The sequence below is a fragment of the Roseisolibacter agri genome (genome assembly GCF_030159095.1).
Lineage (GTDB): Bacteria > Gemmatimonadota > Gemmatimonadetes > Gemmatimonadales > Gemmatimonadaceae > Roseisolibacter > Roseisolibacter agri.
The window spans coordinates 780,133-797,831 of the sequence record NZ_BRXS01000003.1 but is presented as its reverse complement, the minus strand read 5'-3'; the positions used below and the strand labels follow the sequence as shown (position 1 = coordinate 797,831).

At 74.5% G+C, this 17,699-nt stretch carries 32 protein-coding genes; all 32 read right to left on the bottom strand.

The features are described from left to right. On the bottom strand, positions 1-363 hold the full coding sequence (locus rosag_RS12150) for a DUF4186 domain-containing protein (protein ID WP_284350410.1): 363 nt from the start codon (positions 361-363) through the stop codon (positions 1-3). A 23-nt stretch (positions 364-386) separates the two neighbouring features. Then, a complete protein-coding gene (locus rosag_RS12145) occupies positions 387-773 on the bottom strand; it encodes a bleomycin resistance protein (protein WP_284350409.1) in 387 nt (128 codons plus the stop codon). A 50-nt stretch (positions 774-823) separates the two neighbouring features. Next, a complete protein-coding gene (locus rosag_RS12140) occupies positions 824-1,273 on the bottom strand; it encodes a PEGA domain-containing protein (RefSeq protein ID WP_284350408.1) in 450 nt (149 codons plus the stop codon). A 15-nt stretch (positions 1,274-1,288) separates the two neighbouring features. Next, the gene (locus tag rosag_RS12135) at positions 1,289-1,696 is read right to left on the bottom strand and encodes a bleomycin resistance protein (RefSeq protein ID WP_284350407.1); all 408 of its coding nucleotides are present in this window, start codon (positions 1,694-1,696) and stop codon (positions 1,289-1,291) included. Between the two features lie 10 nt (positions 1,697-1,706). Beyond that, positions 1,707-2,252 carry an HXXEE domain-containing protein gene (locus rosag_RS12130; RefSeq protein ID WP_284350405.1) on the bottom strand — a complete coding sequence of 182 codons (546 nt, stop codon included), beginning with the start codon at positions 2,250-2,252 and terminating at the stop codon, positions 1,707-1,709. 10 nt (positions 2,253-2,262) lie between these two features. After that, positions 2,263-2,856, bottom strand: a complete 594-nt coding sequence (locus tag rosag_RS12125; protein ID WP_284350404.1) for a hypothetical protein — start codon at positions 2,854-2,856, stop codon at positions 2,263-2,265. A 34-nt stretch (positions 2,857-2,890) separates the two neighbouring features. Then, complete coding sequence (locus rosag_RS12120; protein ID WP_284350403.1) at positions 2,891-3,256, bottom strand: hypothetical protein; 366 nt, start codon at positions 3,254-3,256, stop codon at positions 2,891-2,893. A gap of 73 nt (positions 3,257-3,329) precedes the next feature. Then, complete coding sequence (locus rosag_RS12115) at positions 3,330-3,926, bottom strand: nucleotidyltransferase domain-containing protein (protein WP_284350402.1); 597 nt, start codon at positions 3,924-3,926, stop codon at positions 3,330-3,332. A gap of 7 nt (positions 3,927-3,933) precedes the next feature. Next, a complete protein-coding gene (locus tag rosag_RS12110) occupies positions 3,934-4,188 on the bottom strand; it encodes a hypothetical protein (protein WP_284350401.1) in 255 nt (84 codons plus the stop codon). A 19-nt stretch (positions 4,189-4,207) separates the two neighbouring features. Next, positions 4,208-4,987: a cysteine hydrolase family protein gene (locus rosag_RS12105; RefSeq protein WP_284350400.1), complete on the bottom strand. Its 780-nt coding sequence runs from the start codon at positions 4,985-4,987 to the stop codon at positions 4,208-4,210. Between the two features lie 10 nt (positions 4,988-4,997). After that, the gene (locus tag rosag_RS12100; protein ID WP_284350399.1) at positions 4,998-5,402 is read right to left on the bottom strand and encodes a hypothetical protein; all 405 of its coding nucleotides are present in this window, start codon (positions 5,400-5,402) and stop codon (positions 4,998-5,000) included. A gap of 66 nt (positions 5,403-5,468) precedes the next feature. Further along, positions 5,469-6,410, bottom strand: a complete 942-nt coding sequence (locus tag rosag_RS12095; RefSeq protein ID WP_284350398.1) for an MBL fold metallo-hydrolase — start codon at positions 6,408-6,410, stop codon at positions 5,469-5,471. A gap of 7 nt (positions 6,411-6,417) precedes the next feature. Further along, the gene (locus rosag_RS12090; protein WP_284350397.1) at positions 6,418-6,939 is read right to left on the bottom strand and encodes a DUF2059 domain-containing protein; all 522 of its coding nucleotides are present in this window, start codon (positions 6,937-6,939) and stop codon (positions 6,418-6,420) included. A 126-nt stretch (positions 6,940-7,065) separates the two neighbouring features. Beyond that, a complete protein-coding gene (locus rosag_RS12085; protein ID WP_284350396.1) occupies positions 7,066-7,656 on the bottom strand; it encodes a hypothetical protein in 591 nt (196 codons plus the stop codon). 108 nt (positions 7,657-7,764) lie between these two features. Next, positions 7,765-8,061 carry a hypothetical protein gene (locus rosag_RS12080; protein ID WP_284350395.1) on the bottom strand — a complete coding sequence of 99 codons (297 nt, stop codon included), beginning with the start codon at positions 8,059-8,061 and terminating at the stop codon, positions 7,765-7,767. 27 nt (positions 8,062-8,088) lie between these two features. After that, on the bottom strand, positions 8,089-8,478 hold the full coding sequence (locus rosag_RS12075; RefSeq protein ID WP_284350394.1) for a DUF2255 family protein: 390 nt from the start codon (positions 8,476-8,478) through the stop codon (positions 8,089-8,091). 138 nt (positions 8,479-8,616) lie between these two features. Next, complete coding sequence (locus tag rosag_RS12070) at positions 8,617-8,802, bottom strand: hypothetical protein (RefSeq protein WP_284350393.1); 186 nt, start codon at positions 8,800-8,802, stop codon at positions 8,617-8,619. Beyond that, positions 8,799-9,215 carry a hypothetical protein gene (locus tag rosag_RS12065; protein WP_284350392.1) on the bottom strand — a complete coding sequence of 139 codons (417 nt, stop codon included), beginning with the start codon at positions 9,213-9,215 and terminating at the stop codon, positions 8,799-8,801. Before rosag_RS12065 ends, rosag_RS12070 begins: the two co-directional genes overlap by 4 nt. 80 nt (positions 9,216-9,295) lie before the next feature. Then, positions 9,296-9,844: a hypothetical protein gene (locus rosag_RS12060; RefSeq protein WP_284350391.1), complete on the bottom strand. Its 549-nt coding sequence runs from the start codon at positions 9,842-9,844 to the stop codon at positions 9,296-9,298. A 138-nt stretch (positions 9,845-9,982) separates the two neighbouring features. Beyond that, the gene (locus tag rosag_RS12055) at positions 9,983-10,243 is read right to left on the bottom strand and encodes a hypothetical protein (RefSeq protein ID WP_284350389.1); all 261 of its coding nucleotides are present in this window, start codon (positions 10,241-10,243) and stop codon (positions 9,983-9,985) included. Positions 10,244-10,338: 95 nt separating this feature from the next. Then, positions 10,339-10,596 (bottom strand): hypothetical protein, encoded by a 258-nt coding sequence (locus rosag_RS12050; RefSeq protein ID WP_284350388.1) that lies wholly within the window; start codon positions 10,594-10,596, stop codon positions 10,339-10,341. A gap of 30 nt (positions 10,597-10,626) precedes the next feature. Next, on the bottom strand, positions 10,627-12,486 hold the full coding sequence (locus tag rosag_RS12045) for a DUF885 domain-containing protein (RefSeq protein WP_284350387.1): 1,860 nt from the start codon (positions 12,484-12,486) through the stop codon (positions 10,627-10,629). A 38-nt stretch (positions 12,487-12,524) separates the two neighbouring features. Continuing rightward, a complete protein-coding gene (locus rosag_RS12040; RefSeq protein ID WP_284350386.1) occupies positions 12,525-12,998 on the bottom strand; it encodes a hypothetical protein in 474 nt (157 codons plus the stop codon). A 114-nt stretch (positions 12,999-13,112) separates the two neighbouring features. After that, positions 13,113-13,622 (bottom strand): DinB family protein, encoded by a 510-nt coding sequence (locus rosag_RS12035; RefSeq protein WP_284350385.1) that lies wholly within the window; start codon positions 13,620-13,622, stop codon positions 13,113-13,115. Between the two features lie 2 nt (positions 13,623-13,624). Continuing rightward, positions 13,625-14,131 carry a hypothetical protein gene (locus tag rosag_RS12030; protein ID WP_284350384.1) on the bottom strand — a complete coding sequence of 169 codons (507 nt, stop codon included), beginning with the start codon at positions 14,129-14,131 and terminating at the stop codon, positions 13,625-13,627. A gap of 94 nt (positions 14,132-14,225) precedes the next feature. Then, positions 14,226-14,561 carry a cold-shock protein gene (locus rosag_RS12025; protein ID WP_284350383.1) on the bottom strand — a complete coding sequence of 112 codons (336 nt, stop codon included), beginning with the start codon at positions 14,559-14,561 and terminating at the stop codon, positions 14,226-14,228. 168 nt (positions 14,562-14,729) lie between these two features. Further along, positions 14,730-15,275 carry a hypothetical protein gene (locus tag rosag_RS12020; protein ID WP_284350382.1) on the bottom strand — a complete coding sequence of 182 codons (546 nt, stop codon included), beginning with the start codon at positions 15,273-15,275 and terminating at the stop codon, positions 14,730-14,732. A 42-nt stretch (positions 15,276-15,317) separates the two neighbouring features. Further along, positions 15,318-15,698 carry a hypothetical protein gene (locus rosag_RS12015; protein ID WP_284350381.1) on the bottom strand — a complete coding sequence of 127 codons (381 nt, stop codon included), beginning with the start codon at positions 15,696-15,698 and terminating at the stop codon, positions 15,318-15,320. Beyond that, positions 15,695-16,036, bottom strand: a complete 342-nt coding sequence (locus rosag_RS12010; protein WP_284350380.1) for a gamma-glutamylcyclotransferase family protein — start codon at positions 16,034-16,036, stop codon at positions 15,695-15,697. The genes rosag_RS12015 and rosag_RS12010 overlap by 4 nt, the downstream gene beginning before the upstream one ends. Before the next feature lie 18 nt (positions 16,037-16,054). Further along, positions 16,055-16,918, bottom strand: a complete 864-nt coding sequence (locus rosag_RS12005; protein WP_284350378.1) for a hypothetical protein — start codon at positions 16,916-16,918, stop codon at positions 16,055-16,057. Between the two features lie 8 nt (positions 16,919-16,926). Continuing rightward, complete coding sequence (locus rosag_RS12000) at positions 16,927-17,130, bottom strand: hypothetical protein (RefSeq protein WP_284350377.1); 204 nt, start codon at positions 17,128-17,130, stop codon at positions 16,927-16,929. Between the two features lie 52 nt (positions 17,131-17,182). Then, complete coding sequence (locus rosag_RS11995) at positions 17,183-17,641, bottom strand: hypothetical protein (RefSeq protein ID WP_284350376.1); 459 nt, start codon at positions 17,639-17,641, stop codon at positions 17,183-17,185. Positions 17,642-17,699: the final 58 nt, after the last annotated feature.

Here is a 17,699-nt window from a genome sequence, read left to right as displayed (position 1 = left end):
TCACACCTGCTGCTCGCGCTGCTCGCCCAGCCACCGCGCGATCGCGGCCACCGCGTGCGCCTGCTCGGCGTCCGTGAGGGCGTGGCCCTTCGCGATGCCGTGCCACTTCGCGAGGCATCCGCGGCAGCAGGTCGCGGTCGCGTGCTGCGCGACGAACACCGGGTGCCCGCGGAAGGGCGTCTGCTTGCCGTCGTTGCGCGGCTCCGCCGGCGCGAGCCGCTGCGCGATGAAGTCGGCGGCGTGCGCCTGCACCGTGGGCAGCCCCTTCGTGGCGAGGTAGGCGCGGTCGCGGGCGTCGAGCCGGAAGCGGCGCCGGAACGCCGAGCGGCCGAGCGCGGCGAACAGGTCGTCGAGGTCGCGCACGGTGCGTGTGTCAGTGGCGCGTGCTACGCCCGCGCGCGCTGCTGCGTGAAGCGCAGCGTGTTGCCGTCGGGATCCTCGACGTAGAACTCGCGCGTGCCCCACGTCTGGTCGATGGGGCCCTCGTGCACCATCACGGGCGCGTCGGGATTCCCCGGCGTCCGCAGGCCGCGCGCGCGGTAGGTGCGGAACACCGCGTCCACGTCGTCGGTCGTGATCGCGACCACCGCGCCGAACGCGCCGTCGCCGCGGTGGCTGGAGAGGAAGAGGTGGCCGCCGTCGCGCGCCAGCACGCTGAAGGTCGGGTCGTCGAGGGTGTCGTCGCCGTCGACGCGCGTGAAGTCGAGCACCTCGGTGTAGAACGCGAGCGACGCCCGCATGCTGCGGCAGCGGAAGGTCGGGATGATGGCCATCGCGAGGTCTCGTGAGCCAGTGCCGGAGGGAACGAAGGAGGTGAGCCGCCTCATGATGCGTGGTGCGCGCGCCCACGCGCCAGCACGGCGGATTGCCCCGTCGTCGCCGCGCGCGTGAGCCGCGCCGTGAGCCGCACGCCCCGGAGCGCGTTGCAGTGGCCGCCGCGCGTGACGGTCACGCCCGCCTGCACCCAGTCGCGGTAGCCCGGCGCCGACACCGTGACCTCGTACGTCCCCTCGCGCTCGACCGCCGCGACGAGCGTCAGGCGACCGTCGGTCGTGACGGCCATGCCCTCCTGCCGGAACGCGCCGTCGGTCACGAGGAGCGTCGCGGTCCCGGGCGACTGGCCGGTCTGCGCGTCGAGCACCGTGACGCTCACCGCGTACACGCCGATCGCGACGCAGTCGCCGGTGAGCGACGCGCAGCCGGCGAGCGACAGCGCGACAGTCGCGAGGAGGACGTGCCGCGCCGCCCGACACGGCCAGGGCAGGCGGATCACCGACGCATCCCGACGTCAGGGCGCGCGCGGCGCTCGATCGTCCGGCGCCGCGCGCACCGGCTGCCCGACGCGCACCAGGTTCCCGTTGGGATCCGCCAGCGCGAACTCGCGCATCCCCCACGGCTTCTCGTCGATCGACGTCACGCGCGGCGTTCCCGTCGCCGGGATGCCCGCCGCCACCGCGTCGGCGTGCAGCGCCGCGACGTCCGCCACGTACCAGTAGCACTGGCCGTGGTTCGCGTGCGGCTGCACGTCCGGCGCGTGGTAGAAGTGCATCGCGAGGTCGCCGCGCGTCAGCACCGCGTAGCCGCCGAACGTGTCGGGCCACCAGCCCACGGTCGCGAAGCCGAGGCGCTCGTAGAACGCCCGCGTCTCGTGGAGGTCGCGCGCCGGCAGGATGGGGATCGCGAGCCCTGGGTCCATGTTCGTCTCCTCATCTCTCGCCCAGCCAGCGGCCGAGCCACCACGCGCCGAGCACGCCCGGGCCGTGGAGCAGGATGGCGGCCGGCAGCAGCCAGCGCCACTGGCCCCGCGACGACAGCCAGCGCTCGCGCGCCGCGCGGCGCAGCACGTGGAGCGTCAGCGGCAGGTTGACCAGCACGGCGGTCACGAGCCCCGGCGCGTACCAGACGCCGAGCGTCGGCGTGCGGTGGCCGGCGTGGAGCCAGAGCGCCGTGGCGACGTGCGACGCGGCGTTGACGAGGAACGCCGTCGTCACGAGCAGCACCGCCCAGCGCGCGGCGACCGACGCCGGCCGCGCCAGCGCCCACAGCGCCACGACGAGCGGCAGCAGCGTCGCGACGCCGAGCGCGGTGAGGACGACCGCGTGACCCGGATCGGCAGGCCCGAGGACGGCCACGGCGAGCGCCGGTGCGCGCTCGCGCACGACCGGAAACGCGCGCGCGAGCGTGAGCGCCTCCTCGGCGTTGTGCAGCGCGAACGCGAGCGGGAGCCAGAGGAGGAGGCGACGACGCGTCACGCGGCGTGTGCTACCCGAAGCGCGTGACGAGCGCGCCGGTGCACGCGCCGATGACCAGCCCGAGCGCGACCTCGCGCCACCGGTGGCGTCCCAGCGCGACGCGCGACCAGCCGAGCAGCGGGAGCGTCGCCGCCAGCGGGACGCCGAGGACGTGGCCGCGTCCGAGCAGCACCGTCGCCGCCAGCGCGGCTGCCGCCACGTGCAGCGAGACCTTCACCCACGGCGTCACCGCCGCGCAGACGGCGACCATCGCCAGCACGCCGATCGTGCCGGTCGTCAGCGCCGATCCCGGCTGCGTGCGCGCGAAGTACGCGGCGAGGGCGAGGAGTCCCGCGGCCCCGACCGCGAAGAGGAGCGGACGCTCGCGCGGATGGGACGCGTCCACGGTGCTCCAGGCGCCGCGCCGGACCTGTCGCGCGGTGAGCACGCCGAGCGGGAGGACGAAGAGCACGCCGACGACGGCCGTCGTGCGCAGCGCGGCGGACGCGCCGTCTCCCGACGCCACCGCGCCCGCCAGCACGAGCGTGGTGACGAACGGATGGAGGACGATGGAGACCCAGCGCGCGACGCGGCGTCGCGCATCGAGGAAGGGGCGGGGCTGCACGGGTCGCACGGGTGCCAGAGGAGCCGGACGCTCGTCAGCTGCAACGCCGCATCCATCGGCGCGCGGCCATTGCGAGCGATCCCAGGGCGCTCACGAGCAGCACGGCCAGCAGGCCGCAGAGCCACAGCACGTGCCACGCGATGTAGCCCGTGCCGTGCAGCACGAATATGGCGGACAGCATCGTCCACGGCACCAGCATGGCGCTGCCGGCGAGCGCGCGCTTCCAGAGCGGCCAGCCCCCGCCGCCCACGAGCACCACCCACACCAGCAGCGCCTCCATGGCCATGAGGAGACACACGAACGCGACCGGCGGCGCGCTCCACCGCCACGCCGCACGCTCGGCCGCCGAGGCGAAGTGGTAGCTGTCCCGCCGACGCGAGATCCAGAAGGCGGCGCCCACGCTGCACGCGTACGCAGCGGCGCACAGCAGCGTGATTCGTCGCGTCCGCTCGTGGATCATCCGCAACGCGTCGTCATTCGTCCGCCGCGAGCGCCGCCGCCCACGGATGCGCCGGCGCCGCGCGCACCAGCGCCGCCTGCAGCCACGCGCGCCCCTCGGCGTCGAGGAGCGGCTGCGCGGCGCGGAAGTCCCGATCGTCCGCCGCGCGCGGCGCCTTCGACTTGTACAGCAGCACGACCTCCGGCGCCAGCGCGCGCAGGCCGCCGCCGACATCGCGGATCGCGCGCGCCAGCGGCAGGCGGACCGCCGCGTCGCGGCGATAGACCCAGTCGGTCGCATCGCGCTCGTTCAGCAGGAGCTCGAGCGGGGGCTCGCCGCGCCCCGCGGGCGGCCGCGCGTGCAGCTCGTGCACCGGCAGCTCGAGCCGGGTGCCGGGCATCCACGGCACGAGGCGGCCATCGACGACCGCGTCGAGGTGCCAGTCGGGCAGCGCGGCGCGCAGCGCGTCCTGGTCGTCGCGGAAGACGGCGACGTCGACGTCCGCGTGCGCGCGCGTCACGCGGCCGAGCGCGAGATCGAGCGCCCATCCGCCGGCGATCGCCCACGGGGCCCGTAGCGCGCGCAGCGCGTCCGCCGCGGCGCGGACCGCGTGCGCGTCGTCGGCCGGCATCGTCGGCTCACCCGCCATGCGGACGGACGACCACGCGCGCGGGAAGCTTGCGGCGCTCCAGGAACCCCGACAGCCGACCGTCGGGGGTGCGCGCGCCGTAGCGCCACTTGATGTAGGGCCGCGCGCCGTCGCCCGGCGGGAACTCGGTGCCGAGGTACTCCTGCTCGTCGGGCGTGAGCTCGCGGGCGGAGCCGTCGTCCTCCACCCAGACGAACTGCGTGGGGTCGGGCGCGTCGCGGGACGGTCCTTCGGATCCGCTCATGGTGCGCACCGGTCGATTGTCACTGCGTGGGCTCCGCGAAGTCGAAGGGCGCGCCGCCCGCGAGCTGGTCGCTCGTCAGCGTGGGGCACCAGTAGCGCTCGACGTGCGCGACCATCTGCGCGTTGCCGTGGCGATGCCCGCGTGGATCGCGATGGTAGGCGTCCGTGAGGTCGCGGCAGAGCACCGGCCGCTTTCCCCAGTAGACCAGCTGCCGGATGCCGTACGGGCGTCCCATGACGCACCGGTTGGCGTGCACGCCCATCACCACCACGTCGTCGATCCCGCGCGCGGCGAGGAGCGCGAGCACGTCCTCGCCGCTGTCCGTCACGGCGTCGACGGGCGCGATCTCGATCGCGTCGATCTGGTGCGTCCACGGATACGGCGGCCCGCCCGCCGTGCACGGATCGCCCGGCGGACAGGCGCACGGGGTCTCGTCCGCCAGCGCCGGCGGCAGCGGCGCTTCCCTCGATGCGTCCCAGTCGTGCCAGTCGATGGGGACCGGGGACTCCACGCGCGGCGCGCGCAGCGCGCGCTCGCGCGCCGGCGTGCCGGCGTAGTGCTCCATGCACCCCGCCGGCGCGTGCACGATCAGCGCGCCGTCGTCCCGCAGCCGCGCGAGCACCGCGTTCATGCGCGGCGCCATCTCGGCGACGCGCCGGGCGGCCGAGACGCACTGGGTGGTGTTCCACATGTCGCAGACGACGACGGCGACCCGCGCGGGATCCCAGTCGTGGCGGACCACGGTGATCGGCGCGCCCGAGGCCGAGCGTGCGCGGAGCGCGACGGTGCGGAGGGGCATGCGTCGTCCGCTAGCGGCGCCCCGGCCACCACCGGCGCCAGTCCACGATCAGCGCGGTGCCGAACCAGACGATGAAGAACAGCAGCACCAGCAGCTGCGCGGAGCCGCGCCCGCCGTACACCGGGCCACGAATCATGAGGCGCAGGGTGCCGGCCACCGCGAGCACCGCGACGGCGAGTCCCACCAGCAGGCCAGGCGTCCACCCCTGCTCGGGTGCCGAGCGCGACGCGCCCCGCGGCCGCGCGACCGCGGGCGACCGCTCGCGCACCCGCCGGAGCTGCCGCCGACCGAGCTCGGACTGGATCACGCGCCAGGCCTCGGGGCGGAACGCCTCCGGCCCGAGACGCCGCGCCTCACGCAGCTCCTCGTCGGGTGCGGCCGCGTAGTGGCGAGCGAGGGTCTCTGGATCGGACACGGGATCGGACGGGGGACCGTGCGGGGCGCGCACGTCCAAGGATATCGCGCGGGCGCTCCTCCGCCATCAGAGCTCCAGCAGGTCGCGCCCGACGATGATCTCGCCCGCGAAGTGCGGCCGCACCGCGTCGCGCCACACGTCGTCGCCGACGAAGGGGTACCCGCCCGGCACGAAGTGCGACAGCACCAGCGTCCGCACGCCAGCCTCCGTGGCGATGCGGCCGACCTGCGCCGTCGTCGTGTGGCTCGTCAGCAGGTGCTCGCGCAGCGTGCGGGCGTTCGGCTCGGCGGCGATCAGCGGCTCGAGCGCCGGCACGTGCATCACCTCGTGCACCAGCACGTCGGCGCCGCGCGCGAGCCGCACGAGCGCCGGCGACGGCCGCGTGTCGCCCGAGATCACGATCGAGCGCCCGGGGCAGTCGAAGCGGTACGCGAACGACGGCACCACGGGCGGATGCTCCACCAGGGCCGCCGTGACGCGGACGTTCGCGTCCTGCAGCACCAGCCCGCCCGCGCGGAGCTCGTGCGGCACGATCAGGTCGCGCAGCGGCGGGCGCCCCTCGTCGGCGATGCGCGTGCGGATGTCGGCGTCGTTGAGCGCGAGGAACTGCCGCGTCATCGCGGCCAGCGGCGGCGGGCCGTACGTGTCGACGCGCGTCGCGAGGTCGGTCGCCCACGCCAGCAGCAGGAGGTTGCCGTAGTCCGCGTTGTGGTCGGAGTGGTGGTGCGTGACGAACACGCCGCGGATCGACCCGAGCTTGAGCTTCGCCTGCACGAGCTGCCGCGCCACGCCGTTGCCGCAGTCGATCACGTACGCCGCGCCGTCGACGACGATCACCTGCGCGGGCGCGGCGCGGTTCGGCTTGGGCGTGGGCCCGCCGCCGGTGCCGAGCAGGATGAGGCGCGTGCGAGGCTGCGCCATCGCGCCCGACGCGCGCAGCGGCAGCCCGGCGATCGCCGCCGCACCTGCGCCGAGGAACTCGCGCCGCGTCAGCGCGTGACCGTTCACGACCGCCTTACGACGTCGGCGGGCGCGTCGAGTCGGGCTTCGGCGGGGTGCCGGGCACGACGCCGCCCTGCATCGCCGCCTGCATGCGCTCCATGAGCTGCGGCATCGCCGCCTGGAGGCGCCGCGTCGACAGCTCGTTCGACTTCGCCATCAGCGCGGGCAGCTTCGTGAGCATCTTCTGGCCGAGCGGCGTCTCGTAGAAGACGATCAGCTCGCGCACCTCGGGCTCGGTGAACACCTCGAGGTAGACGCGCATGAACTCCGGCTCGAGGACCTTCCAGTCCATCTGCTCGCGGTAGAAGTCGCGCAGGACGCCGGCGTACGGGGCGAGCTGCGGCATCTGGCGCAGCTGCGCGGCGAGCATGGTCTCGATGTTCCCCTCGGTCATCTCGCGGACGCGCGTGACCTGCAGGAGGCGCTGCACGGCGGCGCGGTGCGCGGCGTCGGGCGCGGGCTGCTGCGCGGCGATGGGCGTGGCCGCGACGGCGAGCGTGAGCGCGACGAGCGTGAGGAGGCGGGTGGGCCGCATGGGGCGCTCTCGGCGAATGAGGGTGGTCGTCCGGCGTGCGGTGCGGCTCCCAATCTGGCACGGTGGCGCCGGACGCGCCCGTGCCGTGGTGCGCAGCGCCGGCGTCGGCGGCGGCGCACGACTGCCTCAGCGCGGGCGTCCGCCCATGCGCACGTCGGTCTCGCGGTGCGGGCCCCGGTCGGTCGTGTGGAACGACAGCGGGACGTGCACCCACGCCGGGACGCGGCACCCCTCGATGACGTACGGCGCGAACCGCGTCTCCAGCCACGTCTCGGCCAGCGTGCGGTTGACCTGGTTGTTGCGCGTGTTCGGGTGCGCCTCGCGCACCCTGCCGTCCGCATCCAGCACGAGCAGCACGCTGAGCGTGCCGTCGATCTTCACGTCGGCGTTGTACAGGCGCCGGAACGTGCGGCTCATGCGCTCGTGGAACGCCGGGTCGAGCAGCGGCGTGAGCTGCCCGGCGTCGAGGATGACCACCTCGGTTCCCGCGGGAAAGAGCGCGCCGCGCGCGAGCGTCGCGCGGAGCTGGTCGCGCGTCTGGCCGGGCGGCACCATGACCGCGGCGCGCCGGATCCCCGACTCGTGGCACGCGGGCGGCCCGGCCTCCTTCAGCACACGGTCCCGTGCGGAGTCGGGCGCCGTCTGCGCCTGGGCGTCGTCAGCGGTCGCGACGCTGGCCAGGAGCGCGACGGCGAGCGGTGTGAGGGAGCGATGCATGGCTCGTGGAGCAGGGCGCCCCGGTGCGTGCTCGGTCGGAGGGCCCGCGTCGGCCACTGCCGGAAGAGACGCGCGAGGGCGCGCCGCGGCAAGCCCGGCCGCCCGTGCTCAGTCGCCGGGCGCCGCGAGCAGCAGGTACAGCACGGTCAGCCCCGCGAGCAGCCACTGCACCACCGTGGCCGCGCGTCGTCCGCCGCCAGCCTCACCGACGAGGCGGAGCACGGCGATGACGACGAACATCACTGGGACGACGACGACCGTCGGCACGCCGGGCCGATCGTCGCGCGCGTAGCCGAGCAGCAGCGACGCGACGAACGCCAGCGCGCCGGCGGCGAGCAGGAGCTGCACGCCACGCGCGACGAGGTGGGGCGTCGAGGGCGGGAGCGGTGCGTCGGGATCGGGCATGCTCGTCGTCACTGAGGGTGGGACTGCCTACTCGGCCGGGATCAGCTCCAACGTCGTCGCCTCCCGCTCCGGCTCCGCGAAACCGCGCACCCACTGCTGCGAGGCTGGCGTGTGGTACTTGCGCGCGTAGGCCGCCGTGACGGCGCTGCGGAGCCGGGCGCTCCGCACCGGACGCGCGAGGACCGGGATCTCGCGCCCGTCCTTTCCGCCGAGCACGATGCTCCCGCGTGGCTCCGCGCGGAGCGCGCGATGCCATCCCGTCGGTTTGTCGTTCCACGACCGGACGAACACGCGGCGCTCGACCACCACCACCCAGACGCCGGTGTGCTTGTGGACGGTCCCGGAGCGCACCCCGAGGATCTTCGCCCGGTCCAGCGCTTCCACCTCGGGTTCCGCGAAGCGAGGTCCGGCCGCCATCGTCGTCTCCGTGCTCGAAGAAGTGCCGCGGGCTCGCGGCGACCGCCGGACGCCCACGTTCGGCTGCGCGCCTGCGCCGCGGCCCGCGCTGGCTTGCTCACGCACGCATCGTCGCTGCTCCGAGCGCCCCAGCCTCGCTCAGACCCGGCGTCGATTGCCTCGGATGAGCAGGCCGACCCCGACGACCAGCAGGATGCCACCGTACACCGCCCACTTCATCTGGCCGGTCATGAAGCTACCCGGCAGGACGTTGATTCCCTGCAGGATCCAGACGGCACCCATGATCGAGCACAGGGCGCCGATGACGTTCAGTGCGATCCTCATCGTGTGACCGGAAGATGGGGTCCGTACGTCCGCCAAACGCGCACGTTCAGATGCGTCGGGAGACCATGAGCGGCGAGGCGCAGCCGAGGCGAGCCCCAGGCGCCTACGTCAGCTGCAACGGTCCGTTCGGGGGCGGGCGGCTGCCCCGGCAGCCGGCGCGGCGGGCGCGGGGCACTCGGCGTCGGCACCGGCGCGCCGTCGGCCTCCTTCCAGACGCACGCGTGCTCCTCGCCCGGCTGTACGGCGGCGAACGTGCGGGGCGGCACCTTGCAGCGCGCGCCATCGTCGGCGACCAGGGTGGCCTCCCCCTCCTTGGCGGCCACGATCTTACGCGTGAGGGCGTGACCGCCGGGCAGCGGAATGCAGCCGCCGAGGAGCAGGAGCGGGAAGGCTGCGCCGGCGAGCGGCAGCACGGCCGAGGATCGAGCGCGTCGCCTGGGCACGGTCATACTCTCCCGGTGTTCAGGGGGTTGTCGCCACCTGGCGCCCACGTTCAGCGGCGGAGGCGCGCGGCTGGAGCCATGGCCACGGCTGGAGCGGGGCGCGCCTCCGTCAACTGCAGCTCCTCGTTGGCCGCCACGGCGGCCGGTGCGGTCGGGGGAGCCGGCGCGGCCGGGGCGAACAGCCGTCGGAGCACCAGCGCCGCGAGCACCACCCCGCCCACCGCACACCAGAGCCAACCGAAGCGGATGGGCGCCGGCCCGCCCCGGAACGCGGCGCTCAGGAGCAGATCGCCGCCGACGCCGCCGATCAGGGCGCCGACGGACACCCCGAGCGCCGCCCAGCCGATCGGCACCCGCCGCAGCAGGGCCCACGCCACCGGCGGGCCGACCAGCGCGCCGAGCAGCGCGCCGCGCGGCAGCAGGAGACCCAGGAGGCCCGGGTCGAGCGCCAAGTGAAGTGCGTGGGCCAGGCGGCCGCGAGGCAGGCCCACCGACAGCATGATCGTGATGTGGCCGACGAGCGTGATGGCGGCACCCGCGGCCGCGCCGAGGGCGACGAGACCGATGGTCACGCCGACGATCCGAGCAGCGCGGCGCATGCGAGGGGGAGGAGGGGTTGTGGTGTGCGGCCAACGTCCACGTTCAGCGGCGTAGGAATTCAATGGAGCCGAGGCGGAGCCCCGAGGCGCACCAGGGCCCGCACGTCAGCTGCAACGCTACGTTCGGCGGCTGGTCGCTCACGCCGTGAGCGCCAACCCGACCAGCACGGCGAGGAGCGCTGGTGCGGCGAAGACGAGCGCCTCGTTCCGCGCGCGCCAGCCGACGGCGGTGAAGGCCGCCCGTGGCGCGAGCGGGCCGCGCGTCAGCGCCAGCCACCGGGCGCGCGGCTCCCTGGGGTCGAGGTGGCGTAGGGCGCAGGCATACCGGACCACGGCGACGCAGCCGAAGGCCCACGCCCAGCCGATGGCATGGTAGATCGTCGGAATCTCAGTGCCCATAGGATCCGTGTCCGCCGAACGCTGGTTGGACGGCGAAGCGAAGCGCGACGGCGACGCCGCCACCCGTTGCGGTCGTGGTCCGCGCGCGAGAATCGTCAGTCGTCGCTCGAAGAGCCTCCATCACTTCCGTCGCTTCCGTCGCTTCCGTCGCTTCCGTCGCCGGCCGCGTCGTGATCGCCCGCCGCGAAATCCGACGCATCGAGCGCGAGGGTGGTCGCGAGGTCCCGCTCCGCGAAGTACCGGTCGCTGCCGGCGTTCACCCGGCGGCGCATGGCCGGCGAGCCGGGCGCGCGCGAGACGCGCCACGCGATGCCACCGACGAGCAGCAGCGCTGCGATCATGAGAACGGCCACGGGCATCCTCCGGTCGGTGGTGTCGTGCAGCTAGCGCGATGCCGTGCGCACGTACTCGTCGACGTTCCGCGCCAGCACGTCCAGCGGCACGTTGCCGCCGCGCACGACCGCGTCGTCGAACGCCCGCAGGTCGAACTTCGCGCCCAGCGCCGCCGTCGCCCGCTCGCGCTGCCGCACGATCTCGCTGTGGCCCACCTTGTAGCCGCACGCCTGCCCCGGCCACGAGCAGTAGCGATCGACCTCGCTCGCCACCTCCAGCGGGTTCGAGCCGTTGACGTCGACGAAGTACTGCACGCCCTGCGCGCGCGTCCACCCCTTCGCGTGGATGCCGGTGTCCACCACGAGGCGGCACGCGCGGAACGCCAGCGACTGGAGGTAGCCGAGCCGCCCCACGTGGTCCGTCGCGTACGCGCCCAGCTCGTCGGCCAGCTGCTCGGCGTACAGCGCCCAGCCCTCGGAGTACGCGTTGAAGGCGAGCATCTGCCGGATGAGCGGCATGTCGTGCGTGTACTCGCCCTGCCACACGTGGCCGGGGATCGCCTCGTGGAAGGTCAGGTCGGCGAGGCTGTAGCGGCTGTGCAGCGCCGTCGTGCGCAGGTTGATCCACATGCGGCCGGGGATCTTGCCGTCGATCGAGCCCGCGCCGCCGTACGCCGCGGGCGCGCCGGGCTCCTCCTCCGGCGGCAGCCGCTTCACCTCCATGTTCGGGTTCACGACGGTGTGGAACGCGCGCGGCATCTGCGCACGGATCCACGCCAGGCGCTCGTGGATGAACGCCAGGATCTCGGCGCGCCCCGCGTCGCCCTCGGCGAACTGGTAGCGCGGGTCCTTCGCCAGCGCCTGCATGCGCGCGCCCACGCTGCCGCCCGTGAGGCCGATCTCCTTCAGGATCGGCTCCATCTGCGCGTGCAGCCGCGCGACCTCGCTGCGCCCCAGCTCGTGGATCTCGTCGGGCGACATGCTCGTCGTCGTCGACGCCTTGAGCGCCCAGCGGTAGAACTCCGCGCCGTGCGGCCGCGCCGCGATCCCCGGCGCATCCGTCGCCACGCGCCGCTGCGCCTGCAGCTCGGCCAGCTGGCGCTCGAGCGCGGGCGCGATCTCCTGCACGACGATCGTGCGCGCGCGGCCGGCCCAGTCGCCGGGGATCTTCGCCGTGCGCCGCACGAGCGAGTCGACGAGCGTCCCTCCCGCGCGCGCGCCCTGCACGGAGAGCGTCATCTGCCTGATGGCCTTGTCGAGCAGGAACGCCGGCGGCACGAGCCCCGCCGCGCGCGCCGCCTGCACGCGCCCGAGCTCTCCATCCAGCTGCCGCGCGTACGCCGTCAGGCGCGCGAGGTACGCCTCGGCGTCGGGCGCGCTCTCGACGCGATGGTCGGTGTCGAGGAAGCGCGGGACGTCGAGGTACGCGCCGACGTTCTGGACGACGACGTACGGCGTGTTGCGCCAGCCGCCGACGGTGATGTCGCCGTACGGCAGCGCGAACCCCTCCAGCGCCGTCGCGTACGCGCTGCGCACCACCTCGACGCTCGTGCGCGTGGCGTGCGACAGGCCGCTGGTGTCGAGCGCACGCACGCGCTCCAGATCCGTCTTCAGCTGCGCGGCGATGCGACGCTGCCCCTCGGCCGACCGGTCGCCGAGCGCGCTGCGCAGCGCGGCGCGCGCGCCCGTGTCGATGCCGAGCGACGTCGCCTGCTCGGGCGACAGGCGGAGGAGGTTCTCGGCCACCTCGTCGAGCAGCGCGCGCGCGGCGGCGTCGCCGGACGCCACGGGAGTGGGCGTCGCGCCGCCTCCGCAGGCGGACAGGAGGGGGAGGGCCGCGGCGGCGGCGAGAGCCGCGATCACCTCGCGTCGATTGAGGGCGCCGTCGGCGCGCGCGCGGTCGTCGTGCATGCTGGTCCCGGTCGGATGGAGGCGACGTGCGAGGACGATCAATGTGCAGCGCGGACCGACCACGCGCCCGCGAGCCCGCCCATGCGCCATCCGCCGCTGACGGCGTCACGCGCGGCCCGCGCGAACAGGTCGGCGAAGGGCACGTTCCTCCCGAGGGGGACGTTGCTCGTGAACGTGCCGGCGAGCTCGCCATCCCGGCCCGTCACGACGGCGCGCCAGTCGCCGCTGCGGAGCGCGGGCGTCCACGCCGCCGACCAGGCACCGCTGGCCCGCGTCCCGCCGCTCGCGTCCGCGAGCGTCCACGTGCCGGTGACGGTGCCGCCCGTCGAGTCGGGCACCGCGGTCCACGTGCCGCCGAGCGTGAGCCCGGTGGTGCTGCGCGCGCTCCAGGTGCCGGAGCGCTCGGCGCGCGCGTCGGCCGGCGCGTCCTTGCGCACGACGGCCTGCGCGTCCGCCGCATCGACGACGGGGAGCAGCAGCAGGCAGAGGACGAGGAGTGATGTGCGGAGCATGGGATCACCGCGCGTCGCGCGTCGCGGCCTGGGCGGCCTGCAGGGCGCACGCGATCTGGAGGGTGAGCTCCGCGGCCGTGTGCACGATGTGCCTCCGGGATGCCGGTACGTGAGCTAGCGTCCGCCTTCGGTACGTCCGCCTTCGGTCGCGAAGTAGAGCATGTCGAAGTTGCCCGGCGCGTGCCCGAGCTCGCGCAGCAGCAGCGCCACCTGCCCGCGATGGTGCACCGCGTGGAGCGCCGCGTGCTGCAGCAGCGCGCCGACCGTCGCGACCGACGTCGGCCCGCCGAAGGAGAACGCGACCTCGCGCGCGAGATCGTCGTCCGTCAGCCCGGCCAGCAGCTCGCGCGCGTAGCCTTCCACGCGCGCCCACTCGGCGATCAGCGCAGCAGGTGTCGGGTAGCGCTCGGGCGTCAGCCGCTCGCCCCGCGCGTGGCCGCCGCACCGCTCCACCCACCCCCACTCGGCGCTCATGACGTGGACCAGCGTGTTGCGCACCGAGCCGTAGCTGCCGGCGACGGGCCGCACGAACTCCTCCGGCGTGAGCCGCGCGACGGCCGCGAGGAGGCGCGCGTTGGCCCAGGAGTCGTAGTCGTACAGGCGCACGAGGTCGGGGACGCGCATGGCTAGAACCCGGTGCGCACGCCGGTGCCGCTGCCGTCGTGGAACACGGTGATCACGCGCCCCTGCGCGCGGAACGACCGCATGCCGCCGGCGCCGCCCGCATCGCCGCGCACGGCGAGCGGCGCCTTGCCCAGCGACATCATCGAGATCCTGCGGCCGGGCAGCCGACCCGGGAGCGTCGCCACGCGCCCGATCTCCGACGCGCGGACCAGGTGAAGTCCCGCCTCACGCCCGAAGACGAGGATCCAGGGCGCCCGGCCGCCGTCGGCCCGCACGTCGAGGCGCCACGTCGGCGGCGGTCCCGCCGGCTCGGGCGGGAGCGGGCGACGCGACACGGCCCACAGCCCCGCGCCCGTGGCGAGCAGCAGCGCGAGCACCGCTCCGCCGACCATCCGATGCCCGCGCGGGGCGCGCGGCCGCCGCCACTCGGCGACGGGCGCGTACTCGTGGGCGAAGCCCGGTCGCGGTGCGGGCGCGGGGCGCACCGCAGGATCGGAGTGCGGGTGCATGTCGTCGGACCTCTGCCGGTGTGGGCGCCGAGCGGCGTGCGACCCGCTAGACGTCGCTATCATGCGTCCGGAGCCCGTCAGCTGCAACGCTTCGCTAGCCGGTGCCTTCCGTCGTCTCCGCTGCGGACGGCCCGGGATCGAGGCGACGGACGCGCCGGGCGACGTAGCGGAAGCTCTCCTGGTCCGCCCGGTAGAACTCCACCGCCACGCGGTCGCCCGGCGTCAGCGACCTGAACCCGGGCATGTCGAGCGCCGAGAAGTGGCACCAGATGTCCCAGGGTGCGGTCGCCGTGCTGGCGATCACGCCGGTGCCCTGCTCGTCGCGCCAGCGCAGGACCGTGCCTTCGGCGGTGCGCAGCGTGCCGGGCGGCTCGGGTGGCTCGCCGGCCGCCTGACGTGCGGCGTCGGCGGAGATGGGATCGCGTTCCATCATTGTCGGTGCGCTATCGTCGGTTGGGCCGGACCCACCGCGCGGAGCCCGTCACGCTGTCCACCGCGCGCTCGAGCGCCCGCAGCGCCGCGCCGCGGCATGTCATCCGCAGGCCGCCGAGCAGCCAGGAGACCGGACGAAGCACAGGGCGTCGCACCGATGCTCGCATCAGCTGCCCGAGGGCTCGGCGCCGTACTGCCGCTCGCGCAGGAACTGCGCGATCGCGGCCGAGTCGAGCGTCACGTCCAGCGTGCGCGGCCGCACGCCGCAGCGCACCAGCATCCCGGTGCCCGCGCTCGTCGCGACGACGCACGCGTCGTCCACCGCGCACGCCGCCGCGGCGGACGGCGAGAGCTGCCGCGGCGCGCCCGTGAACTGCATGACGCGCTGCGTCCCCGTCACGCCGTCGTCCGACGGCGCGGGCCCCTCGATCCAGGTGGCCGAGCGGAAGACGACGACGTCGTTGCGCCCCGTGCCGAAGGCCTGGGCTGCGGTCGGCTCGTCCACGATGCCATCGACCGCCTCGGCCGTGAGGCGGAACGCCTCGAAGTCGGGCTCGACGTCCGCGCCCTCGACGCCGATGCGGATGGTGCCGCCCTCCGCGAGCGCGACGAGCAGCGTGTCGTCGCCGACGTGGTAGCCCGCCCACGGGCGCCGGAGCCGGCCGAGGGCGTCGATGGTCGCGTCGGTCGCGAGGTACTGGTACTGGCGCACGGTGGTCGGCTCGTCACGGGTGGACGCACAAGCTACCACCATTCAGCGCACGGTCACCACGATGCTGTCGCGCTGCCCGCCGCTCTCGGCCCGCAGGACGACGGTGCCGGCGCGCACGGCGTGCGCCCGCGCCGCCGAGACGCCGACGTCGAGGTTCGGCACCGCGACGGAGGCGAGACGGACCACCGTCGTGTCGCCGCTCGACCACCGCGGCAGGCGCTGTCGACGCGTGATCGCGCGGCCATCGTCGTCCAGCGCCACCGCCTGCACCAGCACCGAGTCGCCGACTGACAGCGTCGCGGTGGCGGGCGTCGCGACGACACGTGCGACAGCGGGCGGCGCGCCGTCGACGTAGGCGAGGTGGCAGGACGCCAGCGCCGCGGCGCCGACGAGGCACAGGAGGACGCGCGCGACGGGCGTCATGCCGCCGACGCGTCCGCGTACACCCACGCCTCGGCGCCCGACGCGAGCCGCGCGGCGATCCGCACGTAGCCCGCGGGCTCGTACGCGTCGGCGCGCGCGAGCTCGGCGTCCGTCAGCTCGAGCACCGCGCCCGGCACGCGGTCCTCGTCGCGCCCGGTGCGCCGCACGATCGCGTGCTGCGCCCTGCCGCTCGCCGCCACGAACGCGGCGTCGTCGACCGCGTGCTCTTCCCGCGCGAAGCCCACGAGCGCGTCCGGCCGCCCGTCGAGCAGCCGGCCGAAGGTCGCCAGCTGCACCGCGGGGTCGCGCAGCGTGCCGTACGAGAAGAGGAGCGGCATGAGTGGGTGAGGATGATGCTACTGCTGCCGCCGGTCGAAGACGGCCAGCGTGACGGCCGAATTCTGGATGGCCTGCTGGAAGCGCTCGCGCACGTACGTCCGCAGCTCCGGCTTCGCCTCCAGCAGCGGCACGTGCAGCGCGACCGCGTCCAGCAGCGCGATGAAGCGCCGGTAGGTCGCGTGCTCCACGAACGTCGAGAGGACGAACATCCCGGCGCGGTACTCGAGCCGCTCGAAGAACGCGGGGTGCTCCGCGTGGATGCGCCGCACCGCGTCCACGTAGTTCACGAGGATCACCTGATGCTCCGAGGGGTTCCGCGCGAGGAACTCCCGGTACGGCGTCCAGCGCTCCATGGCCGCGGTCTCCAGGATGACGTGGCGCGGATTGCCGAAGTCCAGGTCGCGGATCGCCAGCTCCACCAGGATCGTGGTCACGTCGGCCACCCGCTGCTCCAGCTGCGTCGTCAGCTGTCGCAGATCCTGGAGCAGGAAGGAGACGTGCGCGGCCCCTCCCGACTCGGCGGACGGGAACGCGACCAGCTCCTGCAGGTCGGCCCGGAACTCCTCCTCCAGGCGCCGCCGCCGCGTGACCTGCCGGTCGTTCAGGAAGCGGGTCAGCGCGGCGAGCGCGCCGGCGACCGAGACCAGCATCGTGAGCAGCGGCAGGTAGGGCTCGACCCGCCTCGGCCAGCTGCGCTCCGCGGCTTCCAGCGCGGCGCGCTGCAGCGTCGCGATCTCGAGCCGCAGCTTCTCCAGCTGCGCACGCTGCAGCGAGTCCGCGACGACGCCCGCCGGTCCGGGGCGCACGTCCTGCGCCGCCGCGGGCATGCACGCGAGCGCGGCCATCACGACGAACGGTGCGCGGCGCAGGCCCGGAGACATCGCGGCGCTCAGCGGTGTGCGCGCTCCGCGCGCCGCGCCGCGACGGCGACCACGACACCGGCGGCCACGAGCGCGACGCACGGCCGGCCACACGGCACCTGGCGGACGCGGCGCGACAGGAGCTCGGCGACGCCGAACGCCGCGAGGCCGTAGGCGAGGAGCTCGAGCATGGTGATGCCCGGGTCATGCGCGTTCCAGTCCGTCCACGACATCGGTGCCTCCTCGGGTTCGTGGGTCGACGCCGCGTCCCGACGTCACCGCACGTTACCGCACGACGACGGTGCGCGTGAGCACCCAGGGCACGACGTTCCAGTTGGTCTCCATCCCCTGATTCGCGCCCTCCACGCGAATGATCAGGTGGCCGCGCGCGGTCGCGGGCACCGTGACGCGGTGCTCGATGGTGAGGCCATCGCTCGAGCAGATGCGGGCACCGTTGTTCCGGTTGAACAGCCGGACCACCACGGAGCCGCCGTTCGTCTGCGGCACAGGGCTCACCTCCGCACGTGCGGCCTCGCGCGTGCAGCCACCGCCGAACGTCGCCACGCTCAGCGTGACGCCCGCGCCGAGCGCCACCGTGTCGGGCGCGGTGATCCGCGCGGTCTGCTCGGCGTAGCGCAGGAGCGCGGGCTCGTCGTGCGGGCCGGGATCGGTGAGCGAGCTGCAGCCGGCGAGGGTGACGCAGGCGACGAATGTGACGCGCGCAGCGGTGTAACGAGGTGTCATTACAGCGGGACAGCGAGAGACGAGGGTGAGCGAACTCGATGCGAGCCGAGCGCCACGG

What these genes read in the sequence shown, in the direction of transcription:
- rosag_RS12075 (WP_284350394.1), bottom strand. Translation starts at nt 8,478, where the DNA reads ATGGCGGCCGGACCTCGCTTCGCGGAACCCGAGGTGGAAGCGCTGGAC.
- rosag_RS12045 (WP_284350387.1), bottom strand. Translation starts at nt 12,486, where the DNA reads ATGCACGACGACCGCGCGCGCGCCGACGGCGCCCTCAATCGACGCGAG.
- rosag_RS12085 (WP_284350396.1), bottom strand. Translation starts at nt 7,656, where the DNA reads ATGCATCGCTCCCTCACACCGCTCGCCGTCGCGCTCCTGGCCAGCGTC.
- rosag_RS12105 (WP_284350400.1), bottom strand. Translation starts at nt 4,987, where the DNA reads ATGCCCCTCCGCACCGTCGCGCTCCGCGCACGCTCGGCCTCGGGCGCG.
- rosag_RS12110 (WP_284350401.1), bottom strand. Translation starts at nt 4,188, where the DNA reads ATGAGCGGATCCGAAGGACCGTCCCGCGACGCGCCCGACCCCACGCAG.
- rosag_RS12025 (WP_284350383.1), bottom strand. Translation starts at nt 14,561, where the DNA reads ATGGAACGCGATCCCATCTCCGCCGACGCCGCACGTCAGGCGGCCGGC.
- rosag_RS12005 (WP_284350378.1), bottom strand. Translation starts at nt 16,918, where the DNA reads ATGTCTCCGGGCCTGCGCCGCGCACCGTTCGTCGTGATGGCCGCGCTC.
- rosag_RS12060 (WP_284350391.1), bottom strand. Translation starts at nt 9,844, where the DNA reads ATGCGCCGCGCTGCTCGGATCGTCGGCGTGACCATCGGTCTCGTCGCC.
- rosag_RS12115 (WP_284350402.1), bottom strand. Translation starts at nt 3,926, where the DNA reads ATGCCGGCCGACGACGCGCACGCGGTCCGCGCCGCGGCGGACGCGCTG.
- rosag_RS12055 (WP_284350389.1), bottom strand. Translation starts at nt 10,243, where the DNA reads ATGGGCACTGAGATTCCGACGATCTACCATGCCATCGGCTGGGCGTGG.
- rosag_RS12040 (WP_284350386.1), bottom strand. Translation starts at nt 12,998, where the DNA reads ATGCTCCGCACATCACTCCTCGTCCTCTGCCTGCTGCTGCTCCCCGTC.
- rosag_RS12030 (WP_284350384.1), bottom strand. Translation starts at nt 14,131, where the DNA reads ATGCACCCGCACTCCGATCCTGCGGTGCGCCCCGCGCCCGCACCGCGA.
- rosag_RS12080 (WP_284350395.1), bottom strand. Translation starts at nt 8,061, where the DNA reads ATGCCCGATCCCGACGCACCGCTCCCGCCCTCGACGCCCCACCTCGTC.
- rosag_RS12015 (WP_284350381.1), bottom strand. Translation starts at nt 15,698, where the DNA reads ATGACGCCCGTCGCGCGCGTCCTCCTGTGCCTCGTCGGCGCCGCGGCG.
- rosag_RS12070 (WP_284350393.1), bottom strand. Translation starts at nt 8,802, where the DNA reads ATGAGGATCGCACTGAACGTCATCGGCGCCCTGTGCTCGATCATGGGT.
- rosag_RS11995 (WP_284350376.1), bottom strand. Translation starts at nt 17,641, where the DNA reads ATGACACCTCGTTACACCGCTGCGCGCGTCACATTCGTCGCCTGCGTC.
- rosag_RS12000 (WP_284350377.1), bottom strand. Translation starts at nt 17,130, where the DNA reads ATGTCGTGGACGGACTGGAACGCGCATGACCCGGGCATCACCATGCTC.
- rosag_RS12010 (WP_284350380.1), bottom strand. Translation starts at nt 16,036, where the DNA reads ATGCCGCTCCTCTTCTCGTACGGCACGCTGCGCGACCCCGCGGTGCAG.
- rosag_RS12090 (WP_284350397.1), bottom strand. Translation starts at nt 6,939, where the DNA reads ATGCGGCCCACCCGCCTCCTCACGCTCGTCGCGCTCACGCTCGCCGTC.
- rosag_RS12135 (WP_284350407.1), bottom strand. Translation starts at nt 1,696, where the DNA reads ATGGACCCAGGGCTCGCGATCCCCATCCTGCCGGCGCGCGACCTCCAC.
- rosag_RS12035 (WP_284350385.1), bottom strand. Translation starts at nt 13,622, where the DNA reads ATGCGCGTCCCCGACCTCGTGCGCCTGTACGACTACGACTCCTGGGCC.
- rosag_RS12145 (WP_284350409.1), bottom strand. Translation starts at nt 773, where the DNA reads ATGGCCATCATCCCGACCTTCCGCTGCCGCAGCATGCGGGCGTCGCTC.